At 69.6% G+C, this 24,660-nt stretch carries 18 protein-coding genes and 7 pseudogenes; 10 read left to right on the top strand and 15 right to left on the bottom strand.

The window, feature by feature from the left end; translation table 11 throughout:
* Positions 1–47: 47 nt before the first annotated feature.
* Positions 48–932, top strand: a complete 885-nt coding sequence (locus OYE22_RS00190) for an NAD(P)-binding domain-containing protein (protein WP_277318441.1) — start codon at positions 48–50, stop codon at positions 930–932.
* Positions 933–1,089: 157 nt separating this feature from the next.
* Here the strand turns inward: OYE22_RS00190 and OYE22_RS00185 are convergent, their stop codons facing one another.
* From OYE22_RS00185 to OYE22_RS00170, 4 genes are all read right to left on the bottom strand, one after another.
* Positions 1,090–2,487, bottom strand: coding sequence for a M20/M25/M40 family metallo-hydrolase (locus tag OYE22_RS00185; RefSeq protein ID WP_277318440.1), 1,398 nt, complete (start codon positions 2,485–2,487; stop codon positions 1,090–1,092).
* A gap of 126 nt (positions 2,488–2,613) precedes the next feature.
* On the bottom strand, positions 2,614–4,098 hold the full coding sequence (locus OYE22_RS00180) for an MFS transporter (protein WP_277318439.1): 1,485 nt from the start codon (positions 4,096–4,098) through the stop codon (positions 2,614–2,616).
* 413 nt (positions 4,099–4,511) lie between these two features.
* Positions 4,512–5,057, bottom strand: a complete 546-nt coding sequence (locus OYE22_RS00175; RefSeq protein ID WP_277318438.1) for a hypothetical protein — start codon at positions 5,055–5,057, stop codon at positions 4,512–4,514.
* Between the two features lie 322 nt (positions 5,058–5,379).
* On the bottom strand, positions 5,380–6,318 hold the full coding sequence (locus OYE22_RS00170; RefSeq protein WP_277318437.1) for a helix-turn-helix domain-containing protein: 939 nt from the start codon (positions 6,316–6,318) through the stop codon (positions 5,380–5,382).
* Between the two features lie 216 nt (positions 6,319–6,534).
* Between OYE22_RS00170 and OYE22_RS00165 the strand changes: the two genes are divergently transcribed.
* Positions 6,535–7,131 (top strand): hypothetical protein, encoded by a 597-nt coding sequence (locus tag OYE22_RS00165; protein ID WP_277318436.1) that lies wholly within the window; start codon positions 6,535–6,537, stop codon positions 7,129–7,131.
* A gap of 182 nt (positions 7,132–7,313) precedes the next feature.
* Here the strand turns inward: OYE22_RS00165 and OYE22_RS00160 are convergent, their stop codons facing one another.
* From OYE22_RS00160 to OYE22_RS00140, 5 genes and pseudogenes are all read right to left on the bottom strand, one after another.
* Positions 7,314–8,171 (bottom strand): DUF3592 domain-containing protein, encoded by an 858-nt coding sequence (locus OYE22_RS00160; RefSeq protein WP_277318435.1) that lies wholly within the window; start codon positions 8,169–8,171, stop codon positions 7,314–7,316.
* Positions 8,172–8,358: 187 nt separating this feature from the next.
* Positions 8,359–9,057 (bottom strand): IMP cyclohydrolase, encoded by a 699-nt coding sequence (locus OYE22_RS00155; RefSeq protein WP_277318434.1) that lies wholly within the window; start codon positions 9,055–9,057, stop codon positions 8,359–8,361.
* An 85-nt stretch (positions 9,058–9,142) separates the two neighbouring features.
* Entirely contained in the window at positions 9,143–9,520 is a 378-nt protein-coding gene (locus OYE22_RS00150) for a hypothetical protein (RefSeq protein ID WP_277318433.1), read from the bottom strand.
* Positions 9,521–9,862: 342 nt separating this feature from the next.
* Positions 9,863–10,695 (bottom strand): annotated as a pseudogene (locus OYE22_RS00145) (IS5 family transposase).
* 60 nt (positions 10,696–10,755) lie between these two features.
* Positions 10,756–11,600, bottom strand: a pseudogene (locus OYE22_RS00140) (IS5 family transposase).
* Between the two features lie 85 nt (positions 11,601–11,685).
* On the opposite strand from OYE22_RS00140, the pseudogene OYE22_RS00135 reads away from it, so the two are divergent.
* From OYE22_RS00135 to OYE22_RS00125, 3 genes and pseudogenes are all read left to right on the top strand, one after another.
* Positions 11,686–12,515 (top strand): annotated as a pseudogene (locus OYE22_RS00135) (IS5 family transposase).
* 89 nt (positions 12,516–12,604) lie between these two features.
* Positions 12,605–13,623, top strand: a pseudogene (locus OYE22_RS00130) (IS5 family transposase).
* Positions 13,624–13,699: 76 nt separating this feature from the next.
* A complete protein-coding gene (locus OYE22_RS00125) occupies positions 13,700–14,884 on the top strand; it encodes an IS701 family transposase (protein ID WP_277318432.1) in 1,185 nt (394 codons plus the stop codon).
* Between the two features lie 809 nt (positions 14,885–15,693).
* On the opposite strand, the gene OYE22_RS00120 is transcribed toward OYE22_RS00125, so the two are convergent.
* Positions 15,694–15,837 (bottom strand): hypothetical protein, encoded by a 144-nt coding sequence (locus OYE22_RS00120; RefSeq protein ID WP_277318431.1) that lies wholly within the window; start codon positions 15,835–15,837, stop codon positions 15,694–15,696.
* 261 nt (positions 15,838–16,098) lie between these two features.
* On the opposite strand from OYE22_RS00120, the gene OYE22_RS00115 reads away from it, so the two are divergent.
* On the top strand, positions 16,099–16,728 hold the full coding sequence (locus tag OYE22_RS00115) for a pentapeptide repeat-containing protein (protein WP_277318430.1): 630 nt from the start codon (positions 16,099–16,101) through the stop codon (positions 16,726–16,728).
* Positions 16,729–17,155: 427 nt separating this feature from the next.
* Here OYE22_RS00115 and OYE22_RS00110 read toward each other — a convergent pair whose 3' ends face one another.
* The gene (locus OYE22_RS00110) at positions 17,156–17,887 is read right to left on the bottom strand and encodes a TnsA-like heteromeric transposase endonuclease subunit (RefSeq protein WP_277318429.1); all 732 of its coding nucleotides are present in this window, start codon (positions 17,885–17,887) and stop codon (positions 17,156–17,158) included.
* 170 nt (positions 17,888–18,057) lie between these two features.
* Here OYE22_RS00110 and OYE22_RS00105 point away from each other — a divergent pair, with 170 nt between their 5' ends.
* Positions 18,058–18,429: a hypothetical protein gene (locus tag OYE22_RS00105; RefSeq protein WP_277318428.1), complete on the top strand. Its 372-nt coding sequence runs from the start codon at positions 18,058–18,060 to the stop codon at positions 18,427–18,429.
* Between the two features lie 18 nt (positions 18,430–18,447).
* On the opposite strand, the pseudogene OYE22_RS00100 reads toward OYE22_RS00105, so the two are convergent.
* The 3 genes and pseudogenes from OYE22_RS00100 to OYE22_RS00090 form a co-directional block, all read right to left on the bottom strand.
* Positions 18,448–18,593 (bottom strand): annotated as a pseudogene (locus tag OYE22_RS00100) (AAA family ATPase); the annotation flags it as partial.
* Positions 18,594–19,070: 477 nt separating this feature from the next.
* Positions 19,071–19,640 carry a maleylpyruvate isomerase N-terminal domain-containing protein gene (locus OYE22_RS00095; RefSeq protein ID WP_277318427.1) on the bottom strand — a complete coding sequence of 190 codons (570 nt, stop codon included), beginning with the start codon at positions 19,638–19,640 and terminating at the stop codon, positions 19,071–19,073.
* A 55-nt stretch (positions 19,641–19,695) separates the two neighbouring features.
* Positions 19,696–20,816: pseudogene (locus tag OYE22_RS00090) on the bottom strand (IS630 family transposase).
* 164 nt (positions 20,817–20,980) lie between these two features.
* Here OYE22_RS00090 and OYE22_RS00085 point away from each other — a divergent pair.
* From OYE22_RS00085 to OYE22_RS00075, 3 genes and pseudogenes are all read left to right on the top strand, one after another.
* Positions 20,981–21,274 (top strand): helix-turn-helix transcriptional regulator, encoded by a 294-nt coding sequence (locus OYE22_RS00085; protein WP_277318426.1) that lies wholly within the window; start codon positions 20,981–20,983, stop codon positions 21,272–21,274.
* Positions 21,275–21,365: 91 nt separating this feature from the next.
* Positions 21,366–23,525: a helix-turn-helix transcriptional regulator gene (locus tag OYE22_RS00080; RefSeq protein ID WP_277318425.1), complete on the top strand. Its 2,160-nt coding sequence runs from the start codon at positions 21,366–21,368 to the stop codon at positions 23,523–23,525.
* Positions 23,526–23,535: 10 nt separating this feature from the next.
* A pseudogene (locus OYE22_RS00075) lies at positions 23,536–24,097 on the top strand (XRE family transcriptional regulator).
* Between the two features lie 119 nt (positions 24,098–24,216).
* Here the strand turns inward: OYE22_RS00075 and OYE22_RS00070 are convergent.
* Entirely contained in the window at positions 24,217–24,636 is a 420-nt protein-coding gene (locus tag OYE22_RS00070; protein ID WP_277318424.1) for a hypothetical protein, read from the bottom strand.
* Between the last annotated feature and the right edge of the window lie 24 nt (positions 24,637–24,660).

Below are 24,660 nucleotides of genomic sequence, written 5' to 3'. Positions count from 1 at the left end.
CAGCGCTAAATAGAGCGTTCGTTTTAGAGAGTTGTGGAGGGATTCTGATGAGTGCGAACGGACGATCGGTGACGGTGATCGGTCTGGGCCCGATGGGGCGCGCGATGGTGCGCGCGTACCTGGCGCGGGACTACGAGGTGACCGTGTGGAACCGGACCGCGAGCAGGGCCGACGACCTGGTCGCCGCCGGCGCGCGGCTGGCTCCCTCGGTCGAGGAGGCCCTGGGCGCGAACGAGTTGGTGATCCTCAGCCTGACGGACTACGCCGCGATGTACGCGCTCCTCGAACCGGTGACGGCCGCGTTGTCGGGCAGGGTCCTCGCCAACCTCAGCTCCGACACCCCGGAGCGGGCGCGCGAGGCGGCGGCATGGGCGGCCCGACACGGGGCGCGCTACCTCACCGCCGGGGTGGCGGTCTCCCCGGACCTGGTGGGGACGCCGGACGGTTTCACGTACTACAGCGGTTCCAAGGACCTCGTCGAGGAGCACCGGGACGCCCTGGAAGTGATCAGCAGGGTCGAGTACCGGGGCGAGGACCCGGGGCTCGCGGCGCTGTACTACCAGCTCCAGATGGACCTGTTCTGGACGAGCCTGACTGCCTGGCTGCACTCGGTGGCCGTGGCCGAGGCGCACGGCATCTCGGTCGAGGAGATCCTGCCCTACTCGGTGGACGTGGCCGACTCGCTGTCGACCTTCTTCCGGTTCTACGCGCCACGGCTCAGCACCGGGGACGACACGGGTGACGTGGACCGGCTCGCCATGGGGGTGGCCAGCATGGAGCACGTGGTGGACACGGTGCGGGCGGGGGGAGTGGACGCGGGTCTGCCCGAGGCCGTGCTGGACGTGTTCCGGCGCGGTGTCGCGGCGGGCCACGCGAACGACAGCCTCACCAGCCTGCGCGCCATCCTGCGGGCGGGCAGCGTCCCGGCCTGACGCGCGAACGCGGGCCGAGCCACGCGACCCCGGTACGGCGCGGTGCCCGCAGCCGTGGGAAACCTCCCACGGCTGCGGGCCGTACCGCGCACTCCTTCGTCCACTTCGTGGAGGCGACGCGCCGCGCCTGGTGTCGCGCGGGGAGCGCGTGGGGCGGTCAGCGCTGTGGGGTCGGGAAGGCCACCGGGCTGCGTAGCCCCGCGCGGCTGACCGCGCGGACGCCGAAGAACACGTTGTCCTTGGACAGGTCGACGGTGTGGCGGGTGGTGTCACCCACCAGCCTCGCGTGGGTCCACCGCGCCGCGGTGGTTTCGCGCCAGACCACCTCGTAGCCCGCCAGGTCCGGCTCGGGGCCCCGCTCCCACACCAGTTCCGTCTCGTTGGTCAGGGCCGCGGTGAGGATCTTCGCGCCGCGCGGCGTGCCGGGGGCCTGGGCCAGGCTCCACAGGGCCGCGGCGTTGACGCGGGCGACGCGCGCGATGAAGGGGAAGTCGCAGAACTCGGGCAGGTCCCCGTACTGCCTGCCGTCGACGACGCGCACGTCCTGATGCTGGTGTGCGTAGTCCTCGGCGGGCTCGGTGAACCGGGCCGCGGGGTAGGCGCGCTCAAGGAACGGAATGTGGTCGCCGCCGCGCAGATAGCGGTCCCTGCGGTAGATGACACGGACCTTCATGCCGGTCACCCCGGGCCCCGCGACGTCCTCGACGAACCGGGCGAGCTGCCGCGAGGGCGAGTCGTTCTCGCCGCCCACGGAGCGCCGCACCTCACCCTCCTGCGGGGTCTCGGAGGTGGGCACGCCTTCCGCGAACAGCCTGAGGGTGTGGGGGTCGCGGGTGCCGTCGTCGGCGGTGGGGCTGCCGACGATGTCGTTGGTGAACATCCCCTGTACGTCGGCCTGTCGCTCCCGGTAGCTCTGGGCGAGGTGGGCCGCGCCGTACAGGCCCTGCTCCTCGCCCGCCACGGCGGCGAAGACCAGCGTGGCGCCGGTGCGCCGGGTGGCCATGACGCGGGCCAGCTCCATCGCGACGGCCACCCCGGAGGCGTCGTCGTCGGCTCCCGGGGCGTCGCTGGTGTGGTCCATGACGTCACTGGCGCGGGAGTCGTAGTGCCCGGAGACGACGTAGACGCGGTCGGGCGAGGTCGTGCCGCGCAGGGTGGCGACGATGTTGGAGATCCGCGTCGGGACGGGGATACGGGGTGCCGGCTGCTGCACGTACGACTGGAGCTCGACCGTCATCCGGCCGCCGGAGGCCCGCGCGTACTCGCGCATCCGCGCCAGGATCCAGTCGCGGGCGGCGCCGATGCCGCGCTCGGGGTCGTCCTGGGCGGAGAGGGTGTGCCGGGTGCCGAAGGCGGCCAGGCGCCGCACGGTCGCCTCGATCCGGCGGTGGTCGATCTCCTGGAGCAAGGCCCGCAGTTCCCGCGGGGGAGGCTGTGAGGCGAGCCGGCCCGGCTCGCCCGCGGCCGCCACGCCGGTGGACGTGGCGGCCGCGGCGGCGGTGGCCGCGGTGGTAGCGAGCAGGGTGCGCCGGGAGGCGCCCGTCGGATTCACCATGCGCGTATCGTCATGCACGCAACAACCGGCTCGCAAGACACGTACACCCCGCACATGCCCGAGGTCGCCCTCCCCGACCACCTCGCCCGGCGCGTCCGGCCGGCCCCCGGTACCGGTCGGAGCCGGTCAGAACGTGGGGTCCTGGGTCTGGGACGTCACCATCTCCACGGCCTCCTCGTGGGTGGAGACCGAGGGCTGGGAGCCCTCCAGGGGCTGGCGGGCCGTCTCCTTGATGAACGCCACGGCGACCAGGCCGACCGAGGCCGCCACGATCGCGTACACGGCGGGCATCATGTCGCTGCCGGTCAGGCTGATCAGACCGGTGATGACCAGCGGCGTCGTGCCGCCGAACAGAGACGCGGCGAGGTTGTAGCCGATGGACAGCGAGCCGTAGCGCACGTTCGTCGCGAACAGGGCCGGCAGGACGGCGGACATCGTGCCCAGCAGGCAGACGAGGGGCAGGCCCAGCATCAGCATGCCGCCGGTGACAGCCGCGAAGCTGCCCTCCTGGAGCAGCCAGAAGGCGGGGACGGAGAGCAGGATGAAGCCGCCCATGCCCGCCGCGAGCAGCGGTTTGCGGCCGATCCGGTCGTTGAGCCGGCCGACCTGGTTGACCAGACACATCAGCACGACCATGGTGCCCACCAGGATGAGCAGACCGTGCGAGTCGTCGTAGTCCAGCTCGTCCGTGAGATAGGTGGGCATGTACGAGAGCAGCATGTAGTGGCAGATGTTGTACGCCGCCACGAGCACCACGCACAGCAGCAGGCGCTGCCACTGCGCCACGAAGATCTCCTTGAGCTCGGTGCCCTCGCTCGTGATGTGCTCGTCCGCCGTCTCCTCCTCAAGCCGCTGGAAGGCGGGCGTCTCCTCCAGCTTGAGCCGCAGGTACAGGCCCACAAGGCCCAGCGGCCCGGCGACCAGGAACGGCACCCGCCAGCCCCAGTCCTCCATCGTGCCGTCACCCAGCCACTCGGTCAGCGCGACCACCAGGGCCGCGGCGCTCGCGTAACCGGCCAGGGTGCCGAGTTCCAGGAAGCTGCCGAAGTAGCCGCGCTTCTTGTCGGGCGCGTACTCGGCGATGAAGGTCGAGGCGCCCCCGTACTCGCCACCCGTCGAGAAGCCCTGCAGCAGCCGGAAGAGGATCAGCAGCACCGGCGCCCAGAAGCCGATCGAGGCGTACGAGGGGATGAGCCCGATGCAGAAGGTGCCGAGCGCCATCAGGATCATGGTGAGCGCGAGCACCTTCTTGCGGCCCACCCGGTCGCCGAGCGGCCCGAAGTAGAGCCCGCCGAGCGGCCGTACCAGGAAGGCCACGGCGAAGGTCGCGAACGACGACAGGAGCTGCATCGTGTCGTTGCCGGACGGGAAGAAGACGTGCCCGATGGTGACGGCCAGGTAGCTGTAGATGCCGAAGTCGAACCACTCCATGGCGTTACCGAGCGCCGCCGCCTTCACCGCGCGCCGCACGGTCTTCTCGTCGGTGACCGTGATGTCGGACCGCCGCAGCCTGGGGTTCTTCCGGCGGGCGATGGCTCGGAACAGCGGCCGGTGGCGTCTGACGGCCTCGGGGTCCAGCGCGGCGTCATCGGGGGGTGTGCCAGTGGACACGACTCGCCCTTCCCTTCGTGTGTTGCGAACCGCGTGGGGAGCGGTCTCGTACGAGTCAAGCTGCTGCGCCCGATCACGGGTGATCAAACCTCCTCTGGCGGATATGAGGAGATTGCTCACACCCGGCGAGCCGTCCGGGTGCGCGCCGCCCACCCTCGGCCGGAGCGTGCCACCCACCTCTGACGCGGTGCGTGACGCCCCCGACCCGGCGCGCGTGCCACCACCCGCCCGGTGCGCAAGGGATTCCTGGTGTGCCGGTGTCCTCCTCGTGGCCGAGAGACGGTCTCGATCGCGTACCCCGAAACGCCCATCCTTCGCGCGCGACCCCTCATTCGCGCGGCGACGCGCGGGCGAGGCGTCCACGCGGGACGCGGCGGCCCTGCCGGCCGGCCGTGCGCACGGCGACGAGGCGGTCACAGCGGCGAGGCGTCCTCCAGCACCATGTCAACCTGCTCCCGCCCCCGCTGTTCGGCGAGGCCGATGAGGAACGCCGAGCGGCTGTCGTCCAGCGAGACGAGGGTCATACGGAGGTAGAGGGTGCCGCAGTCTGAGTGGGTGACCTTCAGTACCGCCGTGTGTGCGGGCCGGTCGCCCACCGTCGTCGCCTTGGACTCCTGGGGCGTCGACTTCCCGTCCGGGCAGAAGAACTCGGCGTTCGAGGAGGCCGCGCGCTCTGCCTCGTACCGCAGCCTGGACTGCGGTACGCCGCCGGCCCGGCCGGCCATGACCGAGCCGCCCTTGCCATCCGCGCTCTTCTCGCCGGCCGCCGAGGTGAAGGCGTCGATCAGGCCGCCCTTGTCGCGCTCCCAGCCCTCGGGTATCGCGTAGGAGATCCCGGCCTTCTCGTCCGTGACCCGAGGCTGGTCGGCCAGCGCGGAGCGGTCCTCGTCGCGCGTCAGCCACCATGCGGTGGCCCCGCCGACGAGGAGGAGGGCCAGCGTGAGAAGACCGGCGACCACCGCCCGGCGCCTCCCCGGCCGCCGGGCCGGGGGAGGGGTGGGAAAGCCGGGTCCGGGAGGGTGTGGAGAGCCGTACCCGGGGTTGCTCGCGGGAGGCGCGTGTTCCGGGCCGAACGCGGAGGTGTTCCCGTGCTGGGCGGGTTCGGGCTGGTACGGCGGCGGTCCGGTGGGAGGTGGCGTCGTCATGATCCCAGCCTTTCGGGGCCGCCCGGTCCTGTCCTGAGTAGGCGTACTCAGATGGCCACCCACCGTGTTCGGTCACGCAGCGCCACCGACTCGGGACAGGGCCGTGGAGTGATCGCGGGCGCACCCACTGGCCGGTTCAGGACGCGGGCGAGATGGAGAAGAGCTGGGCTCCGCCCCCGTCGCACGGCTGCTTCACCGCTGGTGCCCCGGCGGACCTCCCCGACCCGCTGATGGCCACACAGCCACCGCCGACCACACGCAGCACGTACCGATCGTCACCACCGGATGCCGAGGGGTCGACGTAAAACCTGCTCGTCTTCCCGCAGTCCTCCCACGGTTCCAGCAGCGCGGCACCGGTAGGAGCGGTCACCACGTTCAGGCAGCCCTCGCCGTGGTCGGGGTGGTACCACCGCACCCGGAACGTGCCATTCGCGGCCGGCACCAGTTCGGTCTCCTGCGGCGCGACGTCACGGCAGGGACGCTGCACCGCCACCAGCGAGTCGTAGCCCTCGACACGCCCGTCGGTCAGACACATGTTGTCCGCCAGGACCGGTCGGATCCGCACCGGGCCTCGCGGCAGAACGGCCCCTTCCCCCGAGGGCGCGGACGCGTCCCCTCCGCCACCACCGGAACCGCCCGACTCGCCAACGAGGCTCACGCCCCATACGGTGGCGCCCCCGATGATCACCGCGGCGACCCCCAGCAGCAGTGCGGGCTTGCGGCGCTGCCCCACCCCGCGCCGTGTGCGCTGAGCCGGCGTCGCTGCCGCTGCCGCACTGTCAGCCTGACTCCTCCCCTTACTCAGGGCCCTCTCCCGTGCCCGTAGCCACTCACCCACCCGGTCCCCGTCCCCACAGACTCGTACGAACGCGGCCACGAGCTCGGGACGTGGCGCGACCTTTCCGCTGAGTACGTCCGCCAGCGTGCTGCGGGCCAGCACCTCGCCGTGCTCGGCGGCACGCTTCTCGATCTGTCGGTACGTCAGGCCGGAGCGCTCCTTGAGCTGTCGCATGGCGGCCGTGAACTCGCCTGGGTCTCCGGCCTGGTGCGGCTGAACATCCCCCACATTCGCCATGCCGACATCGTGAGCCATCCCGCGACACGCGGACAATACCGGTGCCCGCCCCCGTCACCACCGGTCCCGGACAGCGTCCGGACACGTCCGTGACCAGCCCGGACAGCCCCCTCCTGTCCGGGACAGTGGGTCGCCATTGCCTCGGCCCGTCCGCGGCCAGCAGTCTCGAAGGGCAAGCAAGGCGCGAACCGCCACACGCAACCACGGAGTGTTCTCATGCGAAAGACCGCAAGGCCGGCACACCTCACCTCCCTCGCGCTCGCCGCCGTCGTCGTCGGCGGCCTGACGGCCACCACGGCCGTCCCGGCCCAGGCGCACACCGAAACCCGGGCCTCCGCCAAGGTGACCGACGCCCACTACCTGCGCTTCGACAAGGGCTCGGTCACGAACTCCCGTCTGGAGCTGGTCAAGCGCACCGCCGGCCGCGACAAGGTGCTCAAGAAGTACAAGGCGGGCTCGGGCCAGACCAAGAACACCTGCGCCGTCGGCAAGGGCTGGCTGCCCAACGCGGAGAAGAAGCCCTATGCCGTCGAGTGGCACCGCAAGAACTTCGACGGCATCATCAACGGCCTCGTCATCAAGCTCTCCGACCGCAAGTGCCACAACGGCACCAAGCGCACCGAGCTGTTCATTCACAGCGAGATGAAGCCCAACGGCAAGCAGGGCACCATCGAGTCCGAGCGGTGGACCAACAGCAACCCCAACGACTACTACTCCAACGGCTGCATCAAGCTCAACCCGACCGACATCAGGGACCTCTTCAAGCGCCTCGACCGCATCGGCTGGCCGAAGAAGCTGTACGTGGTGAGCTGACCGGCACCAGTTCCCCGCGCGGCGCCCGAAAGGCCCGACGTGGCTTGAGGGCCAGGTCACCGCGCCGCCTGCCGGGCACGACCGGCCCCCCGCCCGAGCCTCGTGGGAAGAGGTGAGGGTGCGGGGGCCGTCCCTCGCTCCACCGGAGCGCTCCACTCTCGGTTGGTGGTGGCGGCCGGGGGTCACACCATGAGCGCACCCGCCACGGTCGTCGCCGCACACAGCGACGACAACCCGATGGCGAATGCGACGGACCTGGCCCGGGAGCGCCGCGAAGCGTCGAGGTCCAGGGTGAAGACCTCGGGGTGGTCGGGCGCGTAGTGGACGGTGACCACGCGGCCGTACGCACGCGAGGGGCGCGCCAGTGGGGGGTGCGGGCGGGCGGTGACGAGCGTTCCCTCGCGGGTGGTGAAGGTGAGCACCGGGGCGTGACTGGTCCACTGGGACTCGCCGTCATCGTGAGCGGTCTCCTGCACCGCGACCACGCGCCCCGGAACGCCGACCGCCCTGGCCAGGCGAGCCGCCTCGCGGCGGACCAGCCTGACCTCGTGGCGCAGGACGAAGGCCGTCAGCACGGTCAGCGGCCCGCCCGCACAGAGCAGCGCCCACGGGTAGCCGTGCCGCAGAGCCAACTCGGTGACCAACCCGGCGTACGACAGGAAGGCGGCGAAGTGGGGCCAGGCCAACCCGTACCGGCCGTCCGTGAGGTCGTAGGTGACCTGGAACCGCTGTGGCTGGCCGGGCGGGTGGACCACGGCGACCTCGCGCCCGGCCCAGACCGTGTCCAACTGCCGGCCACCTTCGGCCGTGTACGGCAGGGCGTGCTCCTGCCCGGTGGCGGGATCGGGGAAGGCGATCACCACGGGTATCCCGGCCGTGCCCGGATCACCGTGCGCGGGGGTCCGTACCGAGGCGATCCGCCCCCACACCCGCACCGCCCGCTGCGCCCGGGTGGCTCCGGCCAGCGACCATCCGTACCCGACCAGCGCCCAACCGGCGCACGCCGCGCACCACAGCAGCAGAAGCCTGTGCCAGTCCACGCCCGCGCCCCTCCCGTCGTCCCAGCCTCTCGCGCCCGACGTCCCGCCCCCGGCGGCCAGTGGTCGCGCGGACGGGCCTCACCCAGTGGGTGGGTGGGTGGTCAGCCGTCGGTACGGCCTCGCCGTACGGCCTCCCCGGCGCGGCGCCGGCCTCGTGACCCACCCGCTGGCCGCTGCCCGGGGTTGGTCACACCCGGGTGGTTGCCTGGTGGCGGATGGTGGCGTCGGCCAGCCGGCCCGGCTCGAAGACGGCCGCCGCCACGCGGAGTTCGGGGGTCAGCGCGCCCCAGAGTTCTTCCAGGAGTTGGCCCCGGTCGGCGGCGGTGGTACGTACTTCGAGGAAGGGTTCGCCGGTCGCGACCGTGTGCCCGTCGGAGCGGTACGTGGTCATCAGCACGGCGTCCCCGGGGTCCAGGTCCCGGACCGCGAGCGTCAGCACGTTGGCCGTCGAACGCGCGCCGCGGCTGCGTCGCGCGGCACCCAGCCACGCGTCCCGCCCGGAACGAAGGTCCGCCACCACGGTGATGCGGGGGGTGAAGATGGGCGGGTCGGGTTCGTACTCCAACCCACCCAGCGCCGCGACGGCGCTCTGGCGCTGCCGCAGCCGGTCCGAGACCACGGCGACCTGCTCCCCGTTGCCGAAGACCAGCCACCCATTCCGCTCGCGGGCCGCGACGTAGTGCCGCAGCGGATCGTGCTCGAACTCGCCGGTGGGGGAGACGATCAGCTCCCCGTCGCCCCGCCGTACGGCCCGGGACCGGGAAGCGGCGCTGCGCCCGGTGAGGAAGTAGCCGCCACACAGCGCGCCATCGAGCGTCCTCGCCCACACCACGCCCCGCCCCGGATAGCGGTTCCCCGCCACGGCCTCGTGCACGTGTTCTTCCACCGGGCCGCACGCCCTCCTCGTCGCTCCAACGCCTTGCTCGGACCCGCCGGCCGCCCGTCCCGTCGCGGTGGCGACACCACCGGGGTCAGGTGAGACGGCATTCCACCGAGTCGTCGATCCGCAGCGTCTCCAACGTGCCGAACCACTTTTCGACGACCGTCTCGGGTTGGACGCATTCGGCGCCGCCCTTGGTGTCGCCGATCCAGATGGTCTCGTGGCGTGTGTTGATGACCTGGAAGGGGGCGGGCAGCCGTTCCGGCAGGTACTGCCAGGGGGTCACCTCGTGGTACTCGTAGACGACCTCGCCGTCCTTGACGAAGCAGACGGAGGGGTAGTCGCACGGCGCCGCGGGCGTCGGCGGGTTCGTCGGCTCGGCCTGTGCCGTGGCGGTGGCCCCGCCGAGCAGGAGCAGCGTGGCCGCCAGTACGGCCATGACGCCTCGTGGGCCGGAAGCCGCCTTCATGTGAACCCCCCTTGTCGGCAAGGTGTGATCGAACACCCCTTGATGCGCACACTATCTCCATAGGTCGCGAGCCTGGTCAAGACTCAACCACCGCGACCACGGCCGCGTTTGGCACCGTCGCGCGGGTTGGTCGACCGCCGCCGCCCGGGCCACACGCCGCCACGGCGCCGCGGGTTGCCCGGTTGGGGGCGGGGCGACGTTGCCCGAGCCGGGCCTCGCGACACACCCTGGCGTCATGGCCCGGAGCTCCGGGGCTCCCCGTGGGTGGTGCCACCAGGCCGTGGTGGTTCAGCCGGCGGAGGGGGGTTTGTCCGGCAGCGTCCTAGGTTCTGTCGTCAAATGTCACGCCCACATCAGGAGTGATGCGAGGGTGACGGCTGCTTCGTAGGACTGGGCGGTCTTGTCGTATCGGGTGGCGATGCCGCGCCACTGTTTCAGGCGGTTGAAGCACCGTTCCACGACGTTGCGGTGCTTGTAGACCTCGCGGTCGAAGGCCGGCGGGCGGCCTCCGCGGCTGCCGCGCCGGGACCGGTTGCGGACCTGGTCGGCCCGCTCGGGAATCGTGTGCGGGATGCCGCGGCGACGGAGCCAGGTACGGATCGCTTTCGAGCTGTAGCCCTTGTCGCCCATGACATGATCGGGTCGGGTGCGGGGTCGACCGGGTCGGATCCGGGGCACCCGGATCGCTTCCATCACGGCGGTGAACTGGGCACAGTCGTTGGTGTTCCCGCCCGTCACGAGGAAGGCGAGAGGACGGCCCCGACCGTCGCAGGCCAGGTGAATCTTGCTGGTCAAACCGCCTCGGGAGCGGCCGAGTGCCGGGTCTTGGAGCCCCCTTTTCGGGCCCCGGCCGCGTGCTGGTGTGCCCGGACGATGGTGGAGTCGACCGACACCAGCCACTCGATGTCACCCGCCGCGTCCGCCTTGGCCTGGGCGGCCCGCAGCATCCGGTCGAACGTCCCGTCCGCCGCCCACCTGCGAAAACGCGTATGCAGCGTTGCCCACGGACCATAGCGCTCGGGCACATCCCGCCAGGCCGTCCCGGTCCGGAACTTCCACACGATCCCGTTCAGGACCCTGCGGTCGTCCAGCCGCTTGCGTCCCCGCAACGACTCGGGCAGCAGCGGCCGGACGAACTCCCACTCGGCATCGGACAGTTCATGGCGACGTATCACGACACCATGATCCACCAGACAAGATCATTTGAAGACACCGCCTAGGCCGTTTCGTTTGGATCATCGGGCGGACCAGAGGAAGATGCCGGCGATGTGGAGTCCGGCCAGGTAGAAGGTGGCGGTCTTCTCGTAGCGGGTGGCGATGCCGCGCCATTGCTGGAGGCGGGTGATGCACCGCTCGACGGTGTTGCGCTGCTTGTATGCCTGGCGGTCGAAGGCTGGCGGTCTGCCGCCCGCTTGTCCGCGCTGCCGTCGGTTGGCCTGCTGGTCGGCGCGTTCTGGAATCACCGCGCGGATGCCACGTCTGCGCAGGTGATCGCGGATCGCGCGGGAGGAGTACGCCTTGTCGCCCAGGACCAGGTCCGGCCTGGTCCTGGGCCGTCCAAAAGGGCGGGGAACGCGCAGGCGGGACATGAGGTGCGTGAAGGCGGGTGCGTCGCCGGCCTGACCGGCGGTGAGGAAGAACGCCAGGGGCCGGCACCGACCATCGGCCGCGAGGTGGATCTTCGTGGTCAGTCCGCCGCGGGAGCGGCCGATGGCGTGGTCGTCGGGTTCGCCGGCCGGAGCCCCTTTTTGCGTGCCCTGGCCGCGTGCTGGTGTGCGCGCACGATGGTGGAGTCGACCGAGACGGCCCAGTTGAGGTCTTCGCCGGCGTCTGCCTGCGCGACCAGCGCAGTGAACACCCGCTCCCATGTGCCGTCGACGGCCCACATGCGCAACCGGTTGTAGACGTCCCGCCAGTTGCTATATTTCTCTGGCAGGTGCACCCACTGAGTACCGGTCTGGAACTTGAAGGCGATCGCGTCGATCACCTCCCGATGATCACGCCAGCGCCCGCCCCGCTTCGGCGTCCGATCCGGGAGTAACGGCTCGATCCGCGCCCATTGCGCATCAGTCAACGACACTCCCAGACCAACGACCCTCTGATCCAAACGAAACGGCCTAGGCGGTGTCTTCAAATGATCTTGTCTGGTGGATCATGGTGTCGTGATACGTCGCCATGAACTGTCCGATGCCGAGTGGGAGTTCGTCCGGCCGCTGCTGCCCGAGTCGTTGCGGGGACGCAAGCGGCTGGACGACCGCAGGGTCCTGAATGGGATCGTGTGGAAGTTCCGGACCGGGACGGCCTGGCGGGATGTGCCCGAGCGCTATGGTCCGTGGGCGACGCTGCATACGCGTTTTCGCAGGTGGGCGGCGGACGGGACGTTCGACCGGATGCTGCGGGCCGCCCAGGCCAAGGCGGACGCGGCGGGTGACATCGAGTGGCTGGTGTCGGTCGACTCCACCATCGTCCGGGCACACCAGCACGCGGCCGGGGCCCGAAAAGGGGGCTCCAAGACCCGGCACTCGGCCGCTCCCGAGGCGGTTTGACCAGCAAGATTCACCTGGCCTGCGACGGTCGGGGCCGTCCTCTCGCCTTCCTCGTGACGGGCGGGAACACCAACGACTGCGCCCAGTTCACCGCCGTGATGGAAGCGATCCGGGTGCCCCGGATCCGACCCGGTCGACCCCGCACCCGACCCGATCATGTCATGGGCGACAAGGGCTACAGCTCGAAAGCGATCCGTACCTGGCTCCGTCGCCGCGGCATCCCGCACACGATTCCCGAGCGGGCCGACCAGGTCCGCAACCGGTCCCGGCGCGGCAGCCGCGGAGGCCGCCCGCCGGCCTTCGACCGCGAGGTCTACAAGCACCGCAACGTCGTGGAACGGTGCTTCAACCGCCTGAAACAGTGGCGCGGCATCGCCACCCGATACGACAAGACCGCCCAGTCCTACGAAGCAGCCGTCACCCTCGCATCACTCCTGATGTGGGCGTGACATTTGACGACAGAACCTAGGGGCTGTGTGGAGTTCGGATCTTCGTAAGGCTCGCTGGTGTGAGGGGTTGGGCTGGTAGAACTCGGTTTGTGGCGCGCTTTGATGTAACGGATGCCGAGTGGGCTTTGATCGAGAGATGTCTGCCGGTGGCGGCAACGGGTCCGCTGCCTCGTCGGGTGCGGGACCATTTCAACGGCGTGTTGTGGCGGTTTCGCACCGGCTGCGGCTGGCGTGACGTGCCGGACCGTTATGGTCCCTGGTCGACGGTGTACTCGCGGTTCAACATGTGGGCGAAGGCGGGGGTGTTCGAGGCATTGATGGATGCCTTGATCGCGGAGGCTGCGGCGCGAGGGCGGGTCGGTCTGGAACTGGTCAGTGTGGATTCCACGGTCGTGCGCGCCCATCACGAGTCGTCCGGCCTGGCGATCGCCGGAGAGACTCTGGACGCTCTTGAACAGGCTCTGACCGAGGAAAAGGGGGTTCCGCTGCCGGAGCAGGGGCCGGTCCTGCGGGTGACGCACCGCAGGCCAGCGCAGGTGCGGGCCTTGCACAGGAGACGGACGGGGACCGCTTTGCGACGCGTCGGCGTCGCCGAGCGCGCGCGAAAGCGGCCGGAGTCGGCCGGTCCCGAGGCGGACTGAGCAGCAAGATCCATGCTGCGGTCGACACTGCGGGACTGCCGCTGGTGTTCGTCCTAACCCCACGTCAGGCCGCGGACAGCCCGCAGTTCCAGACGGTGCTGGGACAGACCCGGGTCCCAGGCTCGCTTGGCCGGCCACGCACCCGCCCTGGGGCGGTGGCCGCGGACAAGGCCTACTCGTCCAAGGCGAACCGCGCCTACCTGCGCAGACGCGGGATCACCGCCGTGATCCCGGAGGAGGTCGACCAGGCCGCCAACCGGCGGAGGAAGGGCTCGGCCGGCGGTCGCCCCCTCGCCTTCGACGTGGACCGCTACCGGCAGCGCAACACCGTGGAACGCTGCTTCCAGAGACTCAAGACCTGGCGCGGAATCGCCACCCGCTACGGCAAGTCCCCTCAGAGCTACACAGCAGGGCTCCACCCCCGAGGATCGATCATGTGGCTGAAGCGCATCACCACAGCCCCATGATCCGAACTCCAAACAGCTCCTAGTACTGCAACGGTGTTTGCCGTGACTGCTGACCAGGTCGGTCGTTGATGTGGTCATGGGTGGGGGCCTTGCTGAGGTCAGGTTGTGGGCTGGGGAACTGAGTGCTCTGCATGAGCGGTTCGTGCACCGGTTCAATCGGGAGGAGCCGCGGCAGTCGGCGCTTGCCTATATGCGGGGGCTGATCGCTCCGCTGGAGCGGAAGAACGGTTGGACGCTGGCGGAGAAAGCCGGGCACGTCGGTCCCGATCGCATCCACCGGTTACTGAATTGGATCGAGTGGGACGCCGATGAGGTCCTGGCCGATGTACGTGACTACGTCGTGGAACACCTCGGAGACCAGGATGCCGTTCTGATCGTCGATGACACCGGCTTTCTCAAAAAGGGCGTGCGTTCAGCCGGGGTGCAAAGGCAGTACTGCGGCACAGCAGGCCGCACTGAGAACTGCCAGGTCGGAGTGTTCCTCGCCTATGCCACGAGCCTTGGACGCACGCTGATCGACCGCCGCCTGTATCTGCCCACGTCCTGGACGGATGACCGGGAACGCTGCCGGCGGGCGAGCATCGAGGACACCGTGGGCTTCGAGACGAAGGTGACCATGGCTAAGGCAATGGTCCGAAAGGCCATCGCCGACAGGATCCCGTTCCGGTGGGTGACGGCGGACGCCGCTTACGGCTATAGCAAGGACTGGCGGTCCGAGCTGGAGCAGGCCGATGTCTTCCACGTCATGGCCACCACCCGCCACGACACCGTCGTCACCCGCTGGGCACTCGACCACCCCGTTCACGACCTGTTTCCCGGCCTGCCACGGCAGAAGTGGAAACGCCGCTCCTGCGGCGACGGCGCCCACGGACATCGGATCTACCACTGGGCCCGCGTCGAAGTGCGGCCCTGGCACCGCGAGGACCGCCGGCACTGGATTCTCGCCCGCCGCAGCGTGAGTCGACCCCAGGAGATCTCCTACTACATCGCCTACTGCCCCACCGAGACGACCCTGGAGAAGCTGATCCGCATCGCGGGCAGCCGCTGGGCGGTGGAGGAATGCTTCCAGACCGCGAAGCAGGAGCGCGGTCTGGACGACTACCAAGTCCGCCGCTATCCCGGCTGGCACCGCCACATGACCCTGGCCATGGCCACCCACGCCTGCCTCACCGTCCTGCGAGCACGCGAGCTGGATGCCGGGAAAGCAGAAACGGATCCTCCCCGCTCGTCCACCTCAGCCTCGCCGAGATCAGACGCCTGATCACCCGACTCACCCCACGCTGTCCCGCCCCAGCCGACCACATCCCGCACTGGTCGACATGGCGCCGCAGACGGCAATATCAAGCTCGGCTCAGCCACTACAAACGCCGTGGACACAGCCCCTGAAAACTGCCCAGCACTCAGAACGAGCACCGTTGCAGTTACTAGCGCGGAGGGAGGGTGAGGGCCGCCCTCAATGCCGCTGTACCGTCCTCGAGAGTGGACCACTGGCAGGGGGCGGGATGAGTCAGCTTGAGTTCAGTTGGGAACTCAGTGGTAGTGGTTGGGCAACCTGCCGTATCGCGGATGGCGTATCGGGGCGGAAAGACTTCGTGAGCTACTGCACGGACGCCCTTGCGGACGTGCTTCACGGTGTCGCAGGTCTGTACGGTCGCACCTTCGTTCAGCGGTTCTCTTTTGATCTTGAGCCAGCCGAAGTGAGGTGGGTTCTCCGTCGCAGAGGCTCAGACGTTCACGTCGCGATCTACTGGTTTCCGGACATGTCCACGAGCTTCGACGCGCCGGACCAGACAGGCACACTCTCGTGGACCTCCACTCAGCCCCTTAGCCTCCTCGGGCACGTCGTCTTGGAAGCTGCTCAATCGGTGGTCCAGCTGCACGGAGAGGACGGCTACAGGGCGAAGTGGGTACAGCACCCATTCCCCGTTGCTGCGCTGCAAGACCTTCGTCGACTGCACTTGCAGTACGACAGATGCGAACGCCAGCACGGCGGGTTGTCCATGTAGTGCGTGGTCGGACGCAAGCGTGCTCTTCTTTGATCTGCGAGTCTCTCCCGTGCCCCTGCGGTGGTTACTCGATGGCTTCGCTGGTGCGGGCGGTGATCTGTGTGAGGCTGGGTAGGCCCAGGAAGATGGGGGACTGCTTCTTCTCCTGCTGGGCCGCGATCTGGGTGGTGTGGTTGTGTTGTTCGGTGCGTATGCTACTTGGCGGCAATTGCGGGTTAGTCAGGCTGGTTTACGTGCTACTCAGGAAGGTTATGTCACTGACCGGTTCAGTACGGCCGTCGATCAGTTGGGCAGTGACAAGTTGGAGACACGTATTGGTGGGCTCCATGCGCTGTGGCGAATCGCGGAGCACTCCGCTCGCGATCGTGAGGCTGTTATCTCTATTCAGGCCGCATACCTGCGTACGCACCTGCCGTGGCCGCCCACCGCGCCGGAAGCTCCAGCGAGGGAGGCGCCCATCAATGATGTCGTGCCGCTGGAGGTGCGCGCTGCCGATGCCCAGGTGGCGCTGACCGGGCTCGGCGTGCTGTTGCTGCAACCTCGACAGCAGTCGTGGATTAACCTCAGTGTGACGGATCTGCGTCGGGCCGACTGTGATGGGCTGTGGCTGCATGAGGTCAACCTTGACCGTTCCTGTATGGAGGCGGCGGGCCTGTACCACGCCAACCTCACGCAGGCCTCTCTCGTCTCGGTCAATCTGCGGCACGCCGACCTCAAGACGGCGATCCTGCGCCGGGCGCGCTGCGTTCTGGCTGACCTGAGGGGTGCACGGCTGGTCGAGACCGACTTGCGTGCCGCGGACTTCACCGAGGCCGACCTGCGCGAGGCGAATCTACGTAAGGCTGACGCGGGCGGCGCTGTCTTCCGTCGCGCCGACCTGCGCCTGGCGGACCTGCGGGGCGCCGACTTGAGCACGGCCGATCTCCTTCAGGCACGTCTGACCGGTGCGCTGGCTAGCGAGCACACTCGCTGGCCAGATGGTTTCGACCACGCGGCGGCCGGTGTCGTGGTTACCGAGGACCCTGGCCCCGAACCTCCGCCACTGCTCCAGCCCTCAGGGATAACGACACAACACCCGCCCCTACGGTCCATATCGTGACTGAGGAGCCTGAGTGAGGGCCATGGTGCGTGCAGACCCGAGCCGATGCGATTCTTTCGTTGGTGCGGTGAGGGTTGGTGGTGGGCGGTGACGGTCTGTTCGTCAGCTCGCCCGGTGGGGCTGGAGGAGCGGGCGGTGTGGTGGCCGAGGGGCCCCGAGAGGTCTTGTTTTCGGTAGGCCAGGCGCATGCGTTGCACCGTGGTGTGCGGTCCTCGGGCGAGGTCGAGCGCGGTAGCTCCTCCGCCTTGGCTTGCTCCCGCTCGGCCAGCGTGTGCCGCTGCGGGTCGTACGGCGACCGGGCCACTCCTTCGCTCCCGGGCCCGCTGGCAAGCTCGCACTCGACTTCCCGCGTGTGCCGCCGCCAGGCAAACGCCTTCTCGCGTGCCGCGGCGGGGGCGGGCTCGAACAGGCCCTACTGTGAAGCTGCTTAGGGCACGTCGGTTCCGATGACGGTGAAGTCGGGGTCGGTGAACAGGTGCTCGGCGAGTACGGCCTGGCCGCCACCGTTCGGACTGACGAGGTGGATCTCCTGTCTCGAAAGGGCGACTACCTGCCACGTCACGCCACAGAACCGGACCCGAGTACCAACCCTCCACGGCCAGCCGGGCACCCCGCCGCGCGCTCGCCCGGCACCTCTCTTCGTGCCCGGGTCGCTCCAGCCCTGCGGGCCGACGAGGATGCGTTCGTACAGTGGCGTGTCCAGATCAGCCGTCAACCGGCCGTGCCACAGGGCGTGGAAGACGCAGGGAAGGACTTCGATCGGGTCGCCGGCCGCTGCGGTGCCCTCTATCAGTGGTCGCGGCCGCGTGAACGCCCCGACGACCACCACTATCAGCTTCGGGCGGCCGGCGTTGCGAGGATGGCAGTACCCGGCCAGCCATTTCAGGTTGGCGGCCAGGACGTCGTCGAGCGGTGGGATGCGCCGGTAGATCCAGCCGATGTCTGCGCATGCCTGCGTCACCGCCTCAGAAGCCTTCACCGCGCGTTCGCCGCCGGAATGGCCGGGACAGTCGGCGAGCGGCGCGGCGCCGTCGGAACGGCGGGCGAAGAGCTGCGGCGCCCAGGAACGCACCTGGCCGCGGCGATTACGCCACAGCAGCCGCCCCGGCCGACCCGTCACGTCAGGGTCGCGGTCCAGGACCATCAGCTGGGCACGCATCGGCTGCGTAGGTCAGAAGCAGGAAGGGTTGTCGGTAGGTTCTGAGAACGACCGCGGGCCGGCAGCCCTGAAGGTGTCGGTGAGAAGTAGGAACGGCTGGCGTCCTTGTCTCGCGGTCTTGGTGCCGGATTCCGGGACCGCCGGTTTCGTCCATGAGGGATGATCCCCTGATGGACAGGGTTGTTGATCTCGACGAGGTGGCTGCGGTTGTGGCTGGCCGGACGGTGGGCTGGAGGTCGGCCGGCCTCGAAGTGGGCGAGGTGAACTGGAGGGATGCCGAGGCGTCGTGGCCCCAGCCTTTGGAGACCGACAGGGCTCGGATGCATGATCCCGACTCGGTCGGCGTGGTCATCTCTGGCCCGGGAGAGGCCGAGCTGTCGGTTGTGCTGTTCCGGGGTGGCTGGGCCGATGTGGACTTCATCGCCGGCCTCGACGACGCGGGTTCCCTCCCGGCCTCGGGCATCGTCTCAGCCTCGGACTTCGAGGCCCGGATGAATCAGTGGGTCGCTCGTGTCTTCGGGGTCTGCGGCGGTGCTCATTGAGTGGTGGTCCGTCTCAGTTCAGCTGACCGGCTGGTGCTCGGCGCGTGCTCGGGCGGTGGCGAGGCGGTAGGAGTCGGTGCCAGTCTCGATGGTGTTGCCGCCGAAGGTGAGACGGTCGACGACGGCCGCGCAAGGCGAGGGGTGGTGAAGGTCTTGGTCCAGCCAGAGCCGGCTCCGTCCCGCTGCTGGGTCGCCCTGCGGGCGCCGGGCGCCTGTGAGTGTTCGTTCTGGAGGGCTTAGCCAGCCCCACAGTGACAGCGAACCCACCGTGCACCGTTGTACCGGGCCCGGGGGCGCGCCTGGTGGGTGCGACACTCGAGGACACCCGTTCGTGTGACTCTGCCCCCGGCCGCCGCGCTGTATCCCCCTGGCCGTGCCCGCTGCTGCGTGCCGCCTCCGCTCCGGCCAGGGTGGCGGGGGAGTGGCCTCTCCCCGGCCGCTGCTCGCCGTTCGGTTGTACGCTCGCGCCGCGTCGTGCGCCCTCCGCTGGGGCCGTCGGGGCCGTCGGGGCCGTCGGGGCCGTTCCAGCCGGGATGCCGGGTCTTCCCTGGCCGTGCTCGCCGCTCGCCCCTATCCCCGCTCCTGCTGCCGTCCTTGCTGTCTAGTGCTGTGACCGGGAACGTTCGCCGGGGTCAGCTCGGTCAGTCCGGTCGTGCTGCTTTCCACCTCCATGAGGTTTGGCGAGGGAGGCCGTCGAGTTCTCCGCGGCCGGTGCACCAGAGGAGTACTTGTGTGGGGCCTCCGGGCGGGGCGGTGGGGAAGAGCCGGTTGAGTACTGCTGCGCTCAGCGGTGCTGGTGGCAGCCAGTCCACGGACAGTCCCTGCGTGATGTCGTAGGTGTGCAGCAGGGTTTCGGCAACGCCCATCGCCGCGAACCCTTCGGGGTCGCACGGGCCCCAGTGCCAGGCCCTCAGGGTTGGGTTGGCTGTGGCCAGGGCGCTGCTGAGCAGTCCGCCGCAGGCGGTGACGGCCTGGAGTACTTCGGTCGGCGAGGCAGTGGGGCGAACGTACAGGTCGATGGGAAGGTAGGCGTCGGCAGGTTGTGCTGCCAGCTGCGCTGCGTAGGCCAGTAGGTCGTGGCCGATGTGGGCTGCTGTTTGCCAGCAGGTCCATTCGAGGGGCCCCGCCGGCACCGTCCAGTCCTCGGCGGTATGGGGGCCGAGCACCCGCAGCATCTCCGCCACGGCGGCGTCGACGTCCTGGTGGTCCATGCAGAGCTCCTCGCGGTCCGTGTTGTGGGACTGGGCTATACCGGTTGTCGATCCTTCACGCCGCTGGACTTCTGGCACGTCTGCCCCAGCGGATGCCTTTCTCGCTGCGGATGCGGGCGCGTTCTCGGCGTTGTGCGGCGAGTACGGCGGGGTGGCGGGCGTTGGCGTTGTGCCATCGCAGGTAGCGGTGATGCAGGGCCCGGGTCTGCGCGGGATGGCTGCGATGGTGGGAGTTGGCCAGGGTGAACTGCCGCAACGGGCCGAAGTGGGCCTCGATCGGGTTGGCCCAGGAGGCGTAGGTCGGGGTGAAGCTCAGCTCGACCTTGTTCTTCTTAGCCCAGCGGCGAATGTCCGTACCGGTGTGGGCGGAGAGGTTGTCCGAGATGATGTAGATCGGGGCGCCGTCGGGTCGGGCGGCGCGGATCGACTTCAGCGCCGCCAGGGTGTTGGCGGTGCCTTTGCGGTCGCGGTTGCCCCCACAGACGGTCGTCGCCGACGGAGTAGCAGCCGTGGAAGTAGGTGACACCGTGGGTGCGGCGGTAGGTCGCCGGCAGCCGGTCGGGCTTGCCCTGTTTCGCCCAGCAGGAGCCTGCGGTGGGCCGAATGCCCAGGGGCCCGAATTCGGCGAAGGCGAAGACCCGGTCCGGGGAATGTTCCAGCACGTGCTCGATCCGGTCGAGCTTGGCGTCACGCTCGGGGTCGGGCGACTCCTTCCAGGTCTTGGTGTGCTGGAAGGTGATCCCGCGGCGGGGAGCAGGCACCGTAAGGCTTCCCGGCCGATGCGGATGACACCTCCGTGCACTTTCCGCAGGTAGGCGGCGAGTTTCCGGATCGACCATCGGGTGAAGAACTGCCCGAGTCTGATGGGGCGAGTGGTGGCCGTCCGGATGACGAAGTCCTCGTCGTCAGGGGTGAGCAGGCGGGGACGGCCTCCCGCCCGCTGAGGGTCCAGGCAGGCCAGACCGATCTCGTTGAACCGGTGGATCACATCGCGCACGGTGTCCTCGTCGGCCTGCACCAGCTGGGCGATCACCGGCACACGGTTCCCGCCCGCCGAGGCCAGCAGCATCATCGCGCGCCGATAGCGCACCGAACTCGTGCTGCCCGGCGCACGATCTGCTGCAGCTTCTGCCCTTCCTGGTCAGTCAGTCTGCGTGCACGGACAGACTCAGCCACCGCGCCTCCAGCGGTCGAATGGACGTCATCGCACATCCAACCGTCGCGACCACCAACCCGGCGAACCTACGCGGTCACAGCACTAGCTCGTACGCTGACAGCAGGCCCTATGCGCATTGCGAATATTTCATGTCGATGTGGAATAGTCGCAGTACGCTGCGTACATGAGCCTTTCCACATCCGACACGTTGCGCGCCACCGTCGCCGCCCTGATGCGCCTGGCAGGCGAGACCCAGCATGACCTGGCCGCCGGCATGGGCCTGGGTCAGGCCGCCGTCAGCAAGAAGCTCTCCGGCCGCGTCGCCTTCTCGCTCGCGGACGTGGACGCCTTGGCCGCGCATTACGGCATTCCTGTCCCTGACCTCCTCGCGGGACCCACGCACGCCACCGCCAAGCTCCCCATCGCCCGCCTGACGCAGGTTGTCGGCGGGCACCAGGCCACGATCCCCACCTCGTAGCCTGTGCCGCCGATCGCTCGCACTTACGTTTTACTATCGAAATACTCCCGAAGAGGCCTCGACAGGCTTACGTTTCGGCTACGATATGGGCATGGGTGGTGACATGTTCAAGGGCGTGGAAGACCTTCTCGCCCTCGCTACCGGCTCCGACCTGCCTCCTCCTGCGGAGCGTGCTCGCCTGCGTCGTGCTGCTGGGCTGAGTCAAGAGCAGGTGGCCCGCGCGCTGGGCCTCAAGCGCGCCGTGACCGTCTCAGACTGGGAACGCGGGACGAGTGAGCCGCGCCCGCCGCGCCGCACCGCCTACCGCCAGCTCCTGAATGAGCTGGCGAAGCGCTTCCCCGCCCCGGCGGGTTCGGTACCGGTCGCGGAAGTCGAGACGCCGCCCGCGTCCCCGCCGTCCGTGCCCGCGTCGCCGGCGCCCGCCACCAGGTCGACGTCGACCTCGCGGCGCCCGGCCGCGAAGAAGGCCGCTCCGGCGAACACCCCAGTCCCGGCCCCGGCGCCATCCGGCGCGTACGGCAACGGCCCGTTGCTGGTCCTGGACGCGGACGCCGAGCAGGTGAGCGGCTACGGCATCGGCGGTCTGGTCCTAGACGTGCCCGTCAAGTCGCTGCCCGCGCTGGTGGAGTGGACGCTGACCGAAGCGCACCTTGGCTCGGGCAAGCTGCACCCCTCGGGCAAGGACGGCGACCCGCTGCTCGTGCTCACCGAGGCTGCGTGCGAACGCTTCGACCTGCCCGTGGCGCTCACAGACGACGAGCGCCTAACCGGGCGGCTCCCGAAGGACCACAAGGCCATCAAGCAGCTCACCCGAGCGGGCTGGAAGTTGACCAGGCGCGGCCTTGGCCCGTGGGCGAGGATCTACCGCCCGGCCCAAGGGCGCGAGCGGCAGTGCGTGCAGGTGTGCCTGCCCTCCTGGGGGGCGCTGGATGCTCGCTCGTGGAACGGGGCCGCGCGGCTGGCTCCGGCCGAGTTGGCCCGCGTGCTGGGCATCTACGCGCAGCGGGTCATGACGCCGGTCGGCTCCACCGCCGTGACCGGTCTGGAACTGATGACCGCCCTGAACCCCCCGACCCGGGCCAGCAAACCGGACCAGGCCGGTAAGCGGCACTCCGAGCACCGGCCCGGATCGCTGGGCACGGAACCGGTGGACCCGGCGCCGTGCGAAGCACCCGACGGCCACCCCCTGTTGGCCGACCTGCCCCGCTTCCACGTACGCGGCCCCCAGGAGATGCTGGTGGAGGAGGCGTACGACTGGGCGCGCGACCTCACCGACGCCGAGTGCATGAAGCACCACCTGGTCGGCATCGATGTGAACCTGGCGTTCGGCGCCGCCGCCAACGGCGCGGTCGTAGGGCTCGCGACGCCACCCAAGCACGTCACCAACCCCACCTTCGATCCGTCGGTGCCTGGCTCGTGGCTGGTCGACCTCTCCCACGTCAACCTCTGTCGGGTCAAGGTCGCCAAGCAGTGGCACGACCTGGACGGCGACCTGCTGCCCAGCCCGTTCACGCCCACCGGCGAGCGCCCCACCGGCCCCGCCTGGTACGCCACCCCCACCGTCGCCTACGCCACGGAACTCGGGTACGACGTCGCCCCGCTGGAGGCGTGGCTGCGCCCCGTCAGCGGCCGGTTCCTGGACCCCTGGTACCAGCGGCTGCGCGACGCGTACGTGACCACCATGGGCGACCTCGGCGTCGCCGAGAAGCTGACGCCCCAGCAGTTCCTGGACGCGATGCGCGGCCACAAGCAGCGCGACCCCGAGATGGGCATCGTCTTGGACGCCATCAAGATGACCACCAAGGGCGGGGTGGGAAAGCTGCGGGAGAAGGCCCGCGGTGGCGGGTGGCGCCCCGGCCAGCCGTGGCCGGCCCTGGCCCGCCCGACCTGGCGTCCGGACATCCGCGCCACCGTCATCTCCCGGGCCCGCATCAACATGCACCGCAAGATGCTCGCGCTCGCCGCCGCCACCGGCCGTTACCCCGTCGCGATCCTCTCCGACTGCGCGGTCTACGCCGCCGACGGCCCCAGCCCCTTGGACGTGCTGCCCTACGACGACGCCGGCAAGACCATCCCCGGCAGCTTCCGGCTGGGGGTCTCGCCCGGCATGGTCAAGCACGAAGGCAGCCAGCCCATGTGGTGGGGCGCGGAGATCTACGAGCGCCTGGCGGACCCCACCGGCAAGAAGGTCGCCAACCTGGCCCGCTACATCAAGACCGGCGAAGTCACCGCCAAGGACACCGGAGAGTAGGGGACACCCCGTGGTCGACAGCATCGGAGAAGGGCTCGACGCGGCCCTCCGCGGCGCGTTCACACGCCCCATCCCCAAGAGCGCCAGCGCCCAAATGCGCTACCTGGTCAAGCAGCACAAGGGCAGCACCGCGCAGGTAGCGCTGTTGCTCGGCATCTCCCAGCGCACGGTCGAGCGCTACGTCAAAGACCAGATCAAGCGCCCCCCGGCCAGCCCTCGCGCAAGCCCTGGCCGACCAGGTCCGCAAACGCTGGCAACCCCAGATCCGCCAACAAGCCATCAAGCGCGCGGCCACCAGCAGCGGCCTAATGGTCGACGTCCGCGCCCGGTTCGGCTTCACCGCCGCACCCGGCACCACCGACGACGCCAGACTGCGCCACCTCACCCTCCCCCTGCCCCCCGAGCACGCCGCCCGCCTCCTCACCGCCCGCCAGGCCGGCGCCAGCGAAGCCGAACTCCGCCAGGCCGCCGCCGAAGCCCTCGGAGACGTCTACTTCCGCGACGCCGGCCGCCGCGCCCACGGCCTGGAGGTAGAACTCGCCGACCTCGAACACATCGAGTTCGACCTGTAGGGGCGCATGCAGGCGAGAAGCCAGTGGGGCCGAACAGGTTCACCCTGTCCGGCCCCACTGCTCGTTTCCTGGCTGTTCACTGGCTGAGGTGGATGCGCGGCCCCCATGCGGCCTCAAGGTCATCCAGGAACACGGTTTCCAGCTCCGCTTCCCACCGGGCGCGCAGCAGGAACGGCGCGGCCTCTCATCCTCTCCAGGACGATCAGGGTTTCGGGCTGCCCGATCAGCGCGTACCGGCCCCGCGCGGCGGGCGCACTGCCCGGCCCGTACGCCCGCAGCAACTCCTCCAGGCGCTCGCGGTGGCGCTCCACGAACGCCTCCAGGCGCTCGGCGTACCCCTCGTGTTCCCCAGGGCGCACCGCGCTCAAGGCGACGTCCAGGAACTCCCCGTCCGGCCAGTGCCGCTCGCCCGCAGCGGCCACGGCCCACGGGTGTCGTCCCGCTACCGCCAGGACGTCCCTCGCCTCCCACCCCCGCCCCGCCGCCGACCCCGACGCCGGCCCCGGGACGGGTTCGACGTCGGGCTGCTCGACGCTCACGCTGCCCACTCCAGCCCCAGGGCG

The organism is Streptomyces sp. 71268, assembly GCF_029392895.1.
Classification (GTDB): Bacteria; Actinomycetota; Actinomycetes; order Streptomycetales; family Streptomycetaceae; genus Streptomyces.
This window is presented reverse-complemented; position numbering and strand designations above follow the sequence as displayed.